Source organism: Pseudomonas sp. VE 267-6A, assembly GCF_024126555.1.
Classification (GTDB): Bacteria; Pseudomonadota; Gammaproteobacteria; order Pseudomonadales; family Pseudomonadaceae; genus Aquipseudomonas; species Aquipseudomonas palmensis.
In genome coordinates, this window is sequence record NZ_JAMYBY010000029.1 from 21,152 (window position 1) to 34,772 (window position 13,621).

General features: G+C 63.6%; 11 protein-coding genes. 1 reads left to right on the forward strand and 10 read right to left on the reverse strand.

The window, feature by feature from the left end; all coding sequences use genetic code 11:
• Positions 1-24 precede the first annotated feature (24 nt).
• From hldE to NJH59_RS24735, 3 genes are all read right to left on the reverse strand, one after another.
• Positions 25-1,446, reverse strand: coding sequence for a bifunctional D-glycero-beta-D-manno-heptose-7-phosphate kinase/D-glycero-beta-D-manno-heptose 1-phosphate adenylyltransferase HldE (hldE, locus tag NJH59_RS24725; protein WP_043863573.1), 1,422 nt, complete (start codon positions 1,444-1,446; stop codon positions 25-27).
• Positions 1,447-1,568: 122 nt separating this feature from the next.
• A complete protein-coding gene (gene msbA, locus NJH59_RS24730) occupies positions 1,569-3,377 on the reverse strand; it encodes a lipid A export permease/ATP-binding protein MsbA (protein ID WP_058541611.1) in 1,809 nt (602 codons plus the stop codon).
• 15 nt (positions 3,378-3,392) lie between these two features.
• On the reverse strand, positions 3,393-4,565 hold the full coding sequence (locus NJH59_RS24735; protein ID WP_236176707.1) for an O-antigen ligase family protein: 1,173 nt from the start codon (positions 4,563-4,565) through the stop codon (positions 3,393-3,395).
• A gap of 103 nt (positions 4,566-4,668) precedes the next feature.
• On the opposite strand from NJH59_RS24735, the gene NJH59_RS24740 reads away from it, so the two are divergent.
• A complete protein-coding gene (locus tag NJH59_RS24740; protein WP_236176708.1) occupies positions 4,669-5,274 on the forward strand; it encodes a lipopolysaccharide kinase InaA family protein in 606 nt (201 codons plus the stop codon).
• Here the strand turns inward: NJH59_RS24740 and NJH59_RS24745 are convergent.
• The 7 genes from NJH59_RS24745 to NJH59_RS24775 all read right to left on the reverse strand — a co-directional run bounded on the left by NJH59_RS24745 (position 5,260) and on the right by NJH59_RS24775 (position 13,443).
• Positions 5,260-6,372 (reverse strand): glycosyltransferase, encoded by a 1,113-nt coding sequence (locus NJH59_RS24745; RefSeq protein ID WP_253087431.1) that lies wholly within the window; start codon positions 6,370-6,372, stop codon positions 5,260-5,262. The genes NJH59_RS24740 and NJH59_RS24745 overlap by 15 nt on opposite strands.
• A gap of 48 nt (positions 6,373-6,420) precedes the next feature.
• A complete protein-coding gene (locus tag NJH59_RS24750) occupies positions 6,421-7,194 on the reverse strand; it encodes a glycosyltransferase family 2 protein (RefSeq protein WP_253087432.1) in 774 nt (257 codons plus the stop codon).
• Positions 7,195-7,263: 69 nt separating this feature from the next.
• On the reverse strand, positions 7,264-8,220 hold the full coding sequence (locus NJH59_RS24755; RefSeq protein ID WP_253087433.1) for a glycosyltransferase: 957 nt from the start codon (positions 8,218-8,220) through the stop codon (positions 7,264-7,266).
• A gap of 49 nt (positions 8,221-8,269) precedes the next feature.
• Complete coding sequence (locus NJH59_RS24760; RefSeq protein ID WP_253087434.1) at positions 8,270-9,679, reverse strand: PIG-L deacetylase family protein; 1,410 nt, start codon at positions 9,677-9,679, stop codon at positions 8,270-8,272.
• Positions 9,676-10,572 carry an antimicrobial resistance protein Mig-14 gene (locus tag NJH59_RS24765; RefSeq protein WP_100632913.1) on the reverse strand — a complete coding sequence of 299 codons (897 nt, stop codon included), beginning with the start codon at positions 10,570-10,572 and terminating at the stop codon, positions 9,676-9,678. Before NJH59_RS24765 ends, NJH59_RS24760 begins: the two co-directional genes overlap by 4 nt.
• Positions 10,572-11,702, reverse strand: a complete 1,131-nt coding sequence (locus NJH59_RS24770; protein ID WP_253087435.1) for a glycosyltransferase — start codon at positions 11,700-11,702, stop codon at positions 10,572-10,574. The genes NJH59_RS24765 and NJH59_RS24770 overlap by 1 nt, the downstream gene beginning before the upstream one ends.
• Positions 11,686-13,443, reverse strand: coding sequence for a carbamoyltransferase (locus NJH59_RS24775; RefSeq protein ID WP_253087436.1), 1,758 nt, complete (start codon positions 13,441-13,443; stop codon positions 11,686-11,688). Before NJH59_RS24775 ends, NJH59_RS24770 begins: the two co-directional genes overlap by 17 nt.
• Positions 13,444-13,621: the final 178 nt, after the last annotated feature.

The following is a 13,621-nucleotide window of genomic DNA, read 5'->3' on the forward strand; positions in this document are numbered from 1 at the left end:
GGCCCTAATCGCGGGTCAAACCACTCAGTTCTTGCGGATCTTCTCCACGATCGCCGTGGTCGAGCTGTTTTCCACCAGCCCCAGCACCTTCACCGTACCGCCATAGGCCTTGACGATATCGGCGCCCACCACCTGATCGATGCCGTAGTCGCCACCCTTGACCAGCACGTCGGGCTTGACCTCGGCAAGCAGGTTTTCCGGGGTGCCTTCGGAGAAGCTGATGACCCAGTCCACTGCCCCCAGCCCCGCCAGCACCGCCATGCGCCGGTCGACACTGTTGATCGGCCGACCCGGCCCCTTCAGGCGACTGACCGAAGCATCGTCATTGACCGCCACGATCAACCGGTCGCCCTGCGCACGCGCCTGCTCCAGGTAGGTCACGTGCCCGGCATGCAGAATGTCGAAGCAGCCATTGGTGAACACGATCTTCTCGTTGTGCGCCCGCGCATCGTCGATGGCCAGCAGCAACTGCTCAAGGCTCAGCACCCCGCGCTCGGAGCCTTCTTCGCGCTGGATGGCGCGGCGCAGTTCCGGCGCGCTGATGGCCGCCGTACCCAGCTTGCCGACCACGATGCCGGCGGCCAGGTTGGCCAGACCGACCGCATGGGGCAGCTCCTCACCGGCGGCGATCGCCGCCGCCAGGGTGGAGATCACGGTATCGCCGGCACCGGTCACATCGAACACTTCACGCGCCCGTGCCGGAAGGTGCATGGCCGGATGGCCCGGGCGCAGCAAGGTCATGCCGTGCTCGCCTCGGGTCACCAGCAAGGCGCCCAGTTCCAGCTCGCGCATCAGCTCGCCGCCCTTGCTGACCAGTTCGGTCTCGTCGGCGCAATGCCCGACGATGGCCTCGAACTCGCCCAGATTCGGCGTGATGACGCTGGCGCCGCGGTAGATCGAGAAATCCTTGCCCTTGGGGTCGGCCAGCACCGGAATGCCCTTGGCCCGCGCGGCCTGGATCAGGCTCTGATGGTTCTTCAATGCGCCTTTGCCGTAGTCGGACAGCACCAGCACCTTCACCCCTTCGAGCAGGGCGTCGACTTCGGCGCCCAGCGACAGCGGGTCGGTGGCAAAGGGTTCTTCGAAATCGATGCGCAGCAATTGCTGGTGACGGCTCATGACCCGCAGCTTGACGATGGTCGGCTGATGGGCGATGCGCTGGAAGATCGAACGCACCCCCGCTGCCTGCAGGCTGTTGGCCAGGCTGTCGGCGGCCTCGTCCTGGCCGGTGACGCCCACCAGCGAGGCCGGCGCACCCAGCGCGGCAATGTTCAGCGCAACGTTGGCCGCACCACCCGGACGGTCCTCGATCTGCTCGACCTTGACCACCGGTACCGGGGCTTCAGGTGAAATGCGAGAGGTACCGCCATGCCAGTAGCGGTCGAGCATGACATCCCCGACCACCAGTACCGGAGCTTGATCGAAACGCGGCATGGACAACTTCATGGGCAACCCATATAGACAAAATGAACAGGGGCGGGATATTAGCACAGCCCTGGCACCGGCCTGTTCGGCGCCGGTAACCTGCTGTGACAACCAGGGCGCAGAACGCGCCCTGGCAGGGTGACTCAGGTGATGTCGGCCTTGGCCGGCTCATCCAGGCCCATGGCGTGCAGGCGCGCGTAATAGCCGTTTTCAGCCAGCAACTGGCCGTGCGTGCCACGCTCGACGATGCGCCCCTGATCCATCACCAGGATCAGGTCGGCCTTCTCGATGGTCGACAGGCGGTGCGCGATCACAAGGGTGGTACGGCCTTTCATCACCTGGTCCAGGGCGGCCTGGATGTGCCGCTCCGACTCGGTGTCGAGGGCCGAGGTGGCCTCGTCCAGAATCAGCAGCGGTGCATTCTTGAGCAGGGCCCTGGCGATCGCCAGACGCTGGCGCTGACCGCCGGACAGCAGCACGCCGTTCTCGCCGACCTCGGTGTCCAGCCCTTGGGGCAACTGATCGATGAACTCCTTGGCATACGCGTCGGCTGCCGCAGCCTCGATCTGCTCGCGCGGCGCACCGGCCAGGTCACCGTAGGCGATGTTGTTGGCCACGGTGTCGTTGAACAGGGTCACATGCTGGGTCACCTGGGCAATGTGCCGACGCAGGTTACGCAGGCGGTACTGCTCCACCTCCACGCCATCGAGCAGGATCTCGCCCTCGGCATGCGGATAGAAACGCGGTATCAGGCTGGCCAGGGTCGACTTGCCGCTGCCCGAACGCCCAACCAGCGCCACCATCTGACCCGGCTCGGCGGTGAAGCTGATGTCATCGAGCACGCGGCGCTCGCTACCCGGGTAGGTGAAGCTCAGATGACGTACATCCAGGCGCCCGGTAACCCGGTCGCGCTCGACGGTGCCGTGGTCGACTTCCGGCTCCACATCCAGCTGCTCGAAGATGCTCTCGGCCCCCGACACACCCTTCTGGATGGTCGAGCTGACTTCCGACAGCTGGCGGATCGGCTTGGGCAGCAGACCGGCCGCAGTGATGTAGGCCACCAGGTCGCCGGCGGTGGAGTCGCCGCGCAGGTACAGCACCAGGAACATCAGCACGGCCATGGCCGAGTAGATCACCAGTTGCAGCATCGGTGTGTATACCGCGCTGGTCTTGGTCATGCGCAGCTGCTTCTCGGTGTTGCTCTGGCTGGCATCGGCGAAGCGCTGCTGCTCGTAGTTCTCGCCCCCGAAACTGCGCACCACGCGATAGCCCTGGATGGTCTCGGACGCGACATGCGTCACATCGCCCATGGCCACCTGGATCTTCTTGCTCTGCTTGCGGAATTTCTTGCTCGAACTGCTGACCATCAGCGCGATCAGCGGCAGGATCGCCAGCATCACGATAGTCAGCTTCCAGTTCATCCACAGCAGATAGCCGAACAGGAACACCACGGTCAGGCCTTCGCGGATCACAACCTTGATTGCATCGGTGGCGGCGCCGGTGACCATGGTCACGTTGAAGGTGATACGCGAAATCAGGTGTCCGGAGTTGTGGCTGTCGAAATAGCGGTTGGGCAGTACCAGCAGCTTGTTGAACAACTCCACCCGCAGGTCGTGTACCAGGCCCAGGGAAACCTTGGCCAGAAAGAAGTTGCCCAGAAACGAGCCCAGGCCCTGCCAGGCGGCGATCAGCACGATCAGCAGCGGCACGGCCTGCAACAGTTGGAGGTCACGCAGGTAAGGCACGTTGGGGAACAACACCGCTTCGGGATTGCTCAGCCCATCGACGAAATACTTGAGGATGCCCGCCAGCATGGGCTGGGTCGAGGCGAATATCACGAAGCCGAGGATACTCAGCAGGAAAATGCCAATGTAGGGCTTTACGTAGGTCAACAGTCGGAAATAGATCTTCAGACTGGAGCTCTGCTGCGCCGTGCGCGGTGTTTCAGCCATCTTCGAGCTCACTGTTCAGGTTGAACGATCGATTTTATCACAGCCTGCCGATTGGGCACGCGCCCACACCAGCACGCTGGCCAGCCCCACTGGCAACCAACTGATGAACCATTCGGCACGGGGGGTGCCAGTCAGGCTCGCAGCGTCGAACTGCATGGCCAGGGTGCAGAACAGCCACAGACCGATGAGGCCCTTGCCCAACAGCGTGTCGCGGGCACGCCACCCCTCCCTGAGCACCAGCAGCCACACTGCAGCCCACAGCAACAGGCCAGGCACACCCAGCTCGATGCCGATGTGGGTGAACATGTTGTGCGAGTGATCGAAGGCAATACCGTTGGCCACCACCTTGAACTGCGTACCCAGGCCCAATCCCAGCCAGGGATGGTCGGCGATCATCTGGAGCGCGCTGTTGAAAATCTCGGGACGATAGGAAACGCCGCGCAATACGATCAGCCGGTAGACCATCAGAAAGCCCAGTACCGAAATGATCAGCGCCCCAGCGGCAAGCACTCGACTGCGCCGGTCACGGCACCAAAGCGGCATTGCCACGACGGTAAGCAGAAGGGCCAGCGCAGCGCCGCGGCTTTGGCCAAGCATCACGAAGGCCCCCAGACATACCACCGAAAGTGCCCATAAAAGCTGCATCCAGCGCTGTTGCGGCATCCAGTGCAACATCCAGACAATGGCCGCACCCACCACGTAGGCACCCAGAATCGGATGGGAAATTTCACCGATGCCTTGCAGCCGAGCCACCCATGGGCGTCCCAGGACTCCGTAGAAGTGGACGATCGAGATTGCAGCGGCCAACCCCAGACCGATGCCACCCCATTGCATCAAAAGTAAAAATCGCTGCGTACCTGCACTGGCCAGCAAAGGAAACGCCAACAGGAACAGGATGATGTAGAACAGCCGCTTGCCCTCCCGGATCGGCTCTTCACCTACGGCCCAGCTCAACGACACCAGGCCCCAGCCCAGCAACATAAGCACGCTCATGCACAGCGCGCGCTGCTGTGCCCACAATCGGCCGACCTGCTCCCGGGCCGACCAGCCCAGTACCAGGGTCGGTAGCCAAAGAAACGCGATCAGACCTTGCTGATAAATCTTGTTACTAGGCGCCAGAGCAATACCTACCAGAAACCAGAGCAGCCCTACAGCCAACCACAATTGCGCCCAGCGACTCGCGTACATCATCCCTTCCCCATTCAATCCAAGCGACCAACATGGTGCATTCTTTTAGTTTTCGGCATTATGCCCTGTCATTCCTGCTCGCTATTTCGACAAGGCCATCTACATGCAATGCTCCCGGCTCCCTCAGGCCGACCTCAACCAACTGATCGTCGGTGCCCAGATACTGGAAGCTGACAGCTACGGTGCGAAAGTCTACCTGCTAGAGAACGGCAATATCCTTAAACTTTTCCGGCGCAAGCGCCTGCTGTCGTCGGCGTTGCTGCGCCCCTACTCCCGCCGCTTCATCGACAACGCCGCCAGGCTGGAGCAGTTGGGCATTCCGACTCTGCGGGTATTGGCGCATTACCGCCTGGAAAAGCCCGGCATGACGGCGGTGCTGTACCACCCCCTGCCCGGCCAGACGCTGAGCCAGCTCAGCCGCAAGGAAGGCTTCAGCTGGCAGCAGGCACTGCCGGACATGGTCCGCCTGGTACGGACCCTGCATCGATCGGGGGTGTATTTTCGCTCGCTGCACCTGGGCAACATCGTGGTGACGCCCGGTCAGCAGTGGGGGCTGATCGATGTGGCGGACATGCGCTTTCTGCGCGGGCCGCTGAGCCGGCGCATGATCAAGCGCAACATACAGCACTTCGCCCGCTACCTGTCACGTGAAAAACTCGACGGGAGCTTCCCCCTCGCCGAGCTGGAACAGGCCCTACTGGCTCCCTGAGTCAGGCTTGACCGCCCACATTTCCCGCAGGGTTCGACTGAAGCATTCCCAGGCTTGCTCCGGGGCCAACGAGCGGTGCTGCGCCTGGGCAACGGCGGTTGCCGGCAGGCTGGCGCAACGCTCGATGGCAGCAGCCCACTCCTGCACGTCACCGACCCGAGCGTAAAGACCGCTATCGCCCAACTGTTCATGGAACACCGGCAGGTCACTGCACAGCACCGGCACGCCGGCAATGACTGCCTCCTGCAGTACCAGGCCCAGGCCCTCGGCCCGCGAAGGCACGAGCAACCAGTCGAACGCCTGGTACAGGCGCCCCAGAATGTCACAATGCCCTGCCAGCGATACCTTGCCCTGCAGACCCAGCGCCTGGATCTTTTGCTGCAGCAATGGGCGCTCGGGGCCTTCGCCGAGAATGACCAGGCGCAGATCGGGTTGCGTCCGGCTAGCGGCGGCAAATGCATCGATCAGGTAGTCGAACCCCTTGTCCATGACCAGGCGACCGACAGCCCCCATGATCCGCACACCGGGCTCCCTCAACCCCATGACCTCGCGCGCTTGCTGCGCTGTCAGTTGCTCGTCGCAAAAACGGGTAGGTTCCAACGCGGTACGCAAGGCCGTCACCTTCAGGCCCAGCTCGGCCTGCAATGACGCCGCCAGCGTGGCCGACACCGCCACCAGTGACAGCTGCGCCGGCTTGAACCCGCGCAACAGCGCCACGTCACTGGGATGCAAACGGGTCTTGCCGTGAAACACCACGGTCGCCTTTACCTCAGGCAGGCCCTTGAGCACAGGCAAGATCAGGCGCGACACACCCACCCCATCGAGCAGCAAGGCGTCGGCATCGGCCTCCAGCAGCGCCTTGCGCAGCCGGGCGCGCAACCAGGGCTGCAGCAGCCCCCACACATGACGGCCCTTTATCAGGCGCTGTGGCAGGTTCCATTCCCGCGTTGCGCCCGGGGCGCACGCAGCCCCATGGCCCTGCAGCAACCAGCTGTTCACAGAGATGTCAGGAGGCACCAGCGAAAGAATCTGCTGATGGACCTTGTGCACCGAGACGAACGGCGAGCCACCAGCCCACATGATATTGATGACGTTCACTGGCCAGCCCACCTTGATTCACGTATCACTGAAAAGGCAGAAAACGACTCACGAAAAAAGAAGAGCAAGGCCAACTCCCACCACCAACCCCGCTATTGCCGCCAACGCCAACCGAACACGCTCGCGCTGTTTGCGACGTGCCTTGCGCAGCCGCTCCTCGGGCATCTTGACGTGATGGCCGAATCCGGTGTGCAGTACCGCATCGCCCTCAAGGGTCACAGCGGTCAGCTCAAGTTCGGCATACCGCTTTGACAGCGACTTTTCACCGCCATGCGCAGCGAAGGGTGCACATAGATGATAGTCACTCAGGCGCCGCAGCCCTGGGTTCAGCGAGAAAGACTGCCACTCGGGCTTGTCCGAGAGCAGCGGGTAGCAAGGGACCCCGGCGATGATCTCGCGCTCGCCCAGATGAATGTAGGGGCTGTTGACGTTGAGGTCGTAGACGAAATTGCGCAGCCATACCTGCAGCAGTTTCGGCCGCGCCTCGAGAATCGCCTGCGAATCTTCGACGAAGGCCGGGCGATAGAACCGCCAGTCATCTTCGCAATGAAAGATGTACGGGGTTTTGACATGGCCGTAGGCCAGGTCGATCGACGCCAGTTGCCCAAGCTTGGGCTTGTTCACGAACACCGTGCAGTAAGGCTTCCAGTGCTCCGGAATGGCGTTGTGTACGGCCTCGTCACCGCTGTCTTCGGTGATGAAAACCTCACGGACAGGCGCCGTGTTGAACTGATCGAAGCTGTCCAGCGTCAGCTTGAGCAGATCGAACCGCCCACAGCTGGTCACTACCAGCGTCACATCACTCTTTTCACTAAATTGCACAGCAACCCCCGGTAAATACATCCATGCAGTCGCAACCTCTCCAGTCCGTTCGGGCGGCAGCCCAGGGAGTCAGACCCCCAGTTTCAGACGCAGACGCTGCCAAGCGCTCAGTGGTGGGTGAGGACGGAGTACCGGCTGCAACTGCTCGACAATACTGCGCCCGACCTGGGCGAAACTGAAACGTGAAACCGCCAGATCGCGGCCGTTGGTGGCGATACGCTGCACCAGGGCCTCGTCGGCACGCAGGACCTTCAACTTGGCCTGCAGCTGGGCAATGCTGCCATACAGTACGACGTTGTGCATGTCCTGCAAACCCAGCGCACGATTCTCCGCCTCGCCCTGGTCGAACGCCAGCAGCACGCAACCGCAGGCCATGGCCTCGAAGTTCTTGATCATGTATTCGCCCATGCCAACGTCGGCACTGACGAAGAAACGAATGCGGTTGAGCGTGTCGCAATACTCGGCACCCGAATTGGTACGGGTCACCACCAGGTTCTCGACTTGCCCCAGCTCGTCGAGCAACGCCTTGCGGCCGCTGTAGGCCACACTGTTGGTGCTGCCGACGAAGGCAAGTTCCATGTCCCGCTCGCGCCCCTGGTCGGCCAGCAACTGCTGGTCGTAGCCCTTGGGCACGAACACCGCGTCGAAGCCTTCCTGGCGCAGGCGCTCGCTGACCATGAAGCCCGAGCTGATCACCCGGGCCCAGGGCAGCTTGCGGTAATGCGCGCTGAACTTGCCGGTGTACTTGCACGGAATGTAGTTCTGGTAGGCATCGTGCTCCAGAATGACCAGATTGGGCACGGTACGGATGAAACCGACCTGACGGATCTCCTGCTTGAAGCGCAGGAAGAAGACGATGCGGTCGTACCGGGTGACGTCCACCTCGCGGCGAAAATACCCGTGCAGATCGCGCTGTTCGGCACTGCTCAACCAGCGCAGGTCGCATTCGCAATGGGCCGCAACCCCTTCGTACAGCCGGTCAAGAATGGCCCGCTGTTCCTTCTGCACCAGAAATAGAACTTTCATTGTCTTCCTTGCGGCGCTCGGGCCACAGCTATGCAGTCATGCACCGGGTTCAGAGGTCCCGGCGCCAGAACAATTCGTGTCGACGTACCGCCTTGCGGAAGAACTCGTTCTCACCGTAAGGCGAAGGCTGACGCCCGGCCAGCCAACGTTGCAGCAGGCGACGCAGGCGACGCTTGAAGGGTGCACGCGGCTGCAGGTCATGCATCATGCCCAGGGCCATGGCCTTGTCGCGCTGGGTGTCCAGCGTCAGGCTCAGGCTGTAGGGCGCCCAGGCCTGGCCAGGCTCGACCTGCGGCGGCAAGGCAATGCCGGAACCGCTGTCACCCATCGGCCAGCGATCGTTGTCATGCAGGTGGTTGGCGTAGTACAGCACGCTCTCGGGCTGCCATTGCAGGCCGTGCAACGCTTCGAGCACGGCGGCCTGGGCACACAGGTGGTCCGGATGCGGGTCCAGGGTCGGGTGCGGCATCACCAGCACCTGTGGGCGCGCCTGCATGATCAGTGCACGCAGGTCGGCCAGCAGGTTGTTCCAGGTGGGCGCGCCGTCCTGGTCGCCCGGCAGCGACAGGGCGTTGAGCTGGCGGAACAGCCGCGTATCGCTCAGGTCGGCTTCGCGTGAGGCGACGGGCTGATCCGGTGCGGCCTGCATGGCGGGCAACTGCAGGCAGAAATAGCCCAGTTGCACGCACTGCACTTCTGGCACACCGGCCCAGCGCGGTACGGCGATACTGTCCCACGCGCGCAAGCGGCCCTTCAGGCGTGCGGCCTGCGCAGGCTCCAGGCCCATCTGCTGGTAATGCTCGGCCTCGATCTCGCCGGCCGTAAGCGTCACGACCCACGCCTCTTCGGCCTGGCTGTACAGCCCGTAGGCGGCCAGTTCCGCATCGTCGGCGTGGGGCGCAATCACCATCACCCGGCGCTGGCGCAGGTCGCTGGCGCGCACCACGATCAGCGACGCAGCCTCGACCACCCGGCAGCAACGCCCGCGGATGCGCAGAGTGCCGGCCAGCAGCGCCGGCGCCTGCCCGGTCAGATTGAGGTAGCGCAGCCCGTCGACCCCGCGCTCCAAGCCCTGCAGATCCGCCCCCCCCTCGCCAGACACCTCGACGCCAGGGTCGCGAAAACGCCCCAGCAGCGAGCTTTTGACACGCACCTGCAGCACCAGCGTCTCATCGCCCGACAGGCTCAATGATGCCGGCGCACGCAGCACCAGGCCATCCAGCGACACCGGCACGCGCTCGCAGGGTTCAGGGAACTCGTACAGATAATCATCACCTGGCGAATAGAACAGGTGATCGGCAAACCATGCCTCGTGAGCCACCCACAACAGCGGCAACAGCATCAGCGCCAGCCACCATTTCACCAGCACGCCCAGGGCGATCAGCACCACCAGAGCGACCAGCAGGCCCACGCGCTTGTTGCGCCGATGGCGCCTGAGCAACTGCTGCTTGCGGCTCACACCTGAAACACCGGCACGGGGTTGCACCATCGGTCCTTGTACTCGCGATCGGCGCGGCCGAAGGAGAACCGCAGCGGCTTGTTCAGCGCGCGCGCGGCTTCCCAGGCGCTCTGGGTGTTGAGAAAGCTCAGCACGCTGCCTGGGCTGAACGCACGCGTCTCGGGATCGACGCCGCCGTTGACGTACTCGACGCTGACCCACTCGGGAGCCTCGACGCGGTACACCAGCTGGATCGCGATCGGCTTGTCTTCCAGAAACAGCACCGAGCCGATCAGCAACGCGCGCAGGCGTTCGACCATCTCGGCCATGCGCTCGGCACCGGTGGCCGCAAAGCCCCAGCGGCGCTGGAACAGGTCGCAATACATCGACGCGATCTCGGTACTGGTGAACTCGGTGATGGCCCGCACCTGCCCGCCCGCCTCTTCCAGCAAGCGCAGTTCGCGGCGCTGGTTGTAGCGAAACTTCTTCGACAGTTCTTCGGGCTGGCGTGCCATGGCCAGGGCTTCGGGCTGCGCCTTGAGGCCGCTGAAACGGCCCTGGTTGAGCTCGGACAGGTAGCGCCCGGCATGGCGCAGCGGCGCCTGTGCATCGGCAGCGGCCGGCAGAATCAGCTCGGCATTGCCCAGGTCGAACAGGCCCTTCTTGCCCCGGCGCTTGAGCACGTCCTTGGACAATGCCAGGTAGCGGTCCCAGGTGGGGATGGCCGCCTTCAGTTGGTCACCCTGGTACCAGCCCAGGTAACGCACCGGAATATCGGCCATCTCGGCCAGTTGCGCGAGCACCAGCGGGTGGGTCGCCACACTGCCGCCAAAGCGCTGCCAGGCGTCGGCGTAGGCCGGCGCATCGATCACGCGCCAGCCGCGCTCACGCCAGCCTTGTACATAATTGAGCATCAGGCCTGCCCCGTCAGTTCGACAACCTGGGGAAGGTGCCAGAAAGTCTCGCGCACGGCCGTGTCGGAGAAGCGTTCGCGCAGGCGCTCGAGCATGCGCTCGGCACAGGCCTGGCGTTGCGCCTGGTCCAGCTTGGCCAGGTGTTGCAGGCCTTGCGCCAGACGCTCGGCATCCCCGAGCGGGAACAGGATGCCGACACCTTCGACCACTTCCTTGGCGCCACCGCAAGCGGTGGCCAGCAATGGCACGCCGGCGACCATCGCTTCGAGCAGCACCATGCCGAAAGGCTCGTGGTCCGAGCTCAGGGCAAACACGTCGAAGGCACTGAAATAGCGCCGTGCATCCGGCACCTGGCCGAGAAAGTCCACCTGTGCGGCAATCCCCAGCGCCTCGGCCTGCGCCTTGAGCGCGTGCTCCAGGCGGCCGGTGCCCAGCACTGCCAGGCGGGCGCCTGCCGGCAGTGCCGGCAGCGCCTGGGCAAACCCGCGCAGCAAGGTGGCCTGGTCCTTGTCCGGGTGCAGGCGGCCGACGTTGCCGACGATCCACGCCTTCGCATCCAGGCCCAGGGCCTGGCGCGCCTGCGCGGCGGGCACCAGGCTGGCCTGCAGGGCGTCGATATCGATGCGGTTGTACAGCGTCTGGATACGCTCGGCCGGCCACTTGGGCAGGCACTGGCGCATGTCGTCGCGCACCGCGTCCGACACCCCGAGCAGGCTCAGGCGTTTGCTGAACAGGTTGGCGAACAGCTGGCGGGTACGCCGCTGGTAGTCGCCAAAGGCGTGGTGCACGCCGATCACCGGCAGGCGGGTGGCCAGCAGGGCGATGTAGATAGGCTTGAAGCGATGGGCGATGCAGAAGCTGAATCGGCGCGACGCGGCAATGCGGCGCAGTTCGCGAATCGCGCCCAGCTTCAAGCCACGAATGGCCTTGGAGCTGAACTCGAGAAACAGCACTTCATCGCTCGCACAGCCCGCCGCCACCTGCGGATCGGCGGCGCCGGTGAGAAACACCGTGGTGACGCGGTAGCCCTTGCCCGCGAACAGGCTGGCGTACTGACGGGCGCAGTCGAGAAACGGCCCGTCATAGCCATGGCAAAACTGCAGAACGTGCCGTTCAGCCAACGCTGTCATAAGCTTTCGCGCCGTCCTTGACCACCAGGATGTCTTCCATGATCAGGTACTGCAGGTCCGAGCCGAAGAACATGTTCAGGGCATCGGTCGGCGAGCAGATCATCGGTTCGCCACGACGGTTGAGCGAGGTGTTGAGCGACACGCCGTTGCCGGTCAGGGTCTCCAGCGCCTTCATCATGTCGTAGTAGCGCGGGTTGTACTCACGCTTGAGCACCTGGGCCCGCGAGGTGCCATCTTCGTGGACCACTTCCGGCACGCGGGTCTTCCACTCTTCAGCCACTTCGAAGGTGAAGGTCATGAACGGGGCCGGGTGATCGATCTTGATCATCTGCGGCGCCACGGTGTCGAGCATCGACGGGCAGAAAGGCCTCCAGCGCTCGCGGAACTTGATCTGGTGGTTGATGCGGTCGGCCACGCCCGGCACGCTCGGGCAGCCGATGATCGAACGTCCGCCCAAGGCCCGCGGGCCGAACTCCATGCGGCCCTGGAACCAGGCCACCGGGTTGCCGTCGACCATGATCTGGGCGATCTGCTCGGGCATGTTGTCCAGCTTGCGCCAGGTCGGCTTGTGTTCGTGACGGGCGCAGGCGGCGATCACGTCCTCGTTGCTGTAAGCCGGGCCGAGGTAGACGTGTTCCATCTTCTCGACCGGTACGCCACGGGCGTGGGACACATAGGCGGCAGCACCGACTGCGGTGCCGGCGTCGCCCGAGGCGGGCTGCACGAACAGCTCCTTCACGTCGGGGCGGGCGATGATCTTCTGGTTCAGCTTGACGTTCAGCGCGCAGCCGCCGGCAAAGGCCAGCTTGCCGGTTTCCTTGAGCACGTCACCCAGGTAGTAGTCGATCATCTGCAGCGCGAGCTTCTCGAACAGCGCCTGCATGCTGGCCGCGTAGTGGATGTACGGCTCGTCGGCGATGTCGCCTTCGCGCTTGGGGCCCAGCCACTCGATCAGCTTGGGCGAGAAGTAGAAACCCTTGCCCTTCTCTTTATAGCGGCGCAGGCCGATGACGTTGGCGTAGTCGGTGTTGATCTCCAGCTCGCCGTTTTCGAAGCTGGCCAGGCGCGAGAAGTCATACTTGCTGGCGTCGCCATACGGCGCCATGCCCATGACCTTGAACTCGCCGTCGAGCATTTCGAAGCCCAGGAACTCGGTGATCGCGCCATACAGGCCGCCGAGGGAGTCCGGGTCGAAGAATTCCTTGATCTTGTGGATCTTGCCGTTTTCGCCGTAGCCGAAGAACGTGGTGGCGTACTCACCCTTGCCGTCGATGCCCAGGATCGCGGTCTTTTCCTTGAAACCCGAGCAGTGGTAGGCGCTGGAGGCGTGGGCCAGGTGGTGCTCGACCGGTTCGATCTTGATCTTTTTCGGATCGAAGCCCAGTTGCTCCAGGCACCAGACGATCTTGTTGCGGTAGCGCTTGTAGCGACGGTTGCCCATCAGCAGCGCGTCGAGGGCGCGATCCGGGGCGTACCAGTAACGCTTGGCGTAGTGCCAGCGGGCCTTGCCGAACAGGCTGATGGGGGCGAACGGAATCGCTACCACATCGACATCGGACGGCTTGATGCCGGCCTGTTCGAGGCAGAACTTCGCCGATTCGTAGGGCATGCGGTTCTTTGCATGTTTGTCGCGCACGAAGCGCTCTTCTTCAGCGGCGGCAATCAGCTTGCCGTCGATGTACAGGGCCGCGGAAGGATCATGGCTAAGGGCGCCGGACAGGCCAAGAATCGTCAATGCCAAGGGTCTAGCCTCTTCAAATCTGTAGATGTGCGCCCCGGCCTCATGGGCGGGTGGCAGCGAAAGGGCGGGATTATAGCGTAAAGCGTGGTACGGAGTGCAGGGCGCACTGCTGGCGTGGAACCCATCGCGGGTCAAGCCCGCTCCCACAAGGACATCATTGCCTCTGTGGGAGCGGGCT

Coding starts and splice junctions, on each gene's coding strand:
- hldE (WP_043863573.1), bottom strand. CDS start 1,446: ATGAAGTTGTCCATGCCGCGTTTCGATCAAGCTCCGGTACTGGTGGTC.
- msbA (WP_058541611.1), bottom strand. CDS start 3,377: ATGGCTGAAACACCGCGCACGGCGCAGCAGAGCTCCAGTCTGAAGATC.
- NJH59_RS24735 (WP_236176707.1), bottom strand. CDS start 4,565: ATGTACGCGAGTCGCTGGGCGCAATTGTGGTTGGCTGTAGGGCTGCTC.
- NJH59_RS24740 (WP_236176708.1), top strand. CDS start 4,669: ATGCAATGCTCCCGGCTCCCTCAGGCCGACCTCAACCAACTGATCGTC.
- NJH59_RS24755 (WP_253087433.1), bottom strand. CDS start 8,220: ATGAAAGTTCTATTTCTGGTGCAGAAGGAACAGCGGGCCATTCTTGAC.
- NJH59_RS24765 (WP_100632913.1), bottom strand. CDS start 10,572: ATGCTCAATTATGTACAAGGCTGGCGTGAGCGCGGCTGGCGCGTGATC.
- NJH59_RS24770 (WP_253087435.1), bottom strand. CDS start 11,702: ATGACAGCGTTGGCTGAACGGCACGTTCTGCAGTTTTGCCATGGCTAT.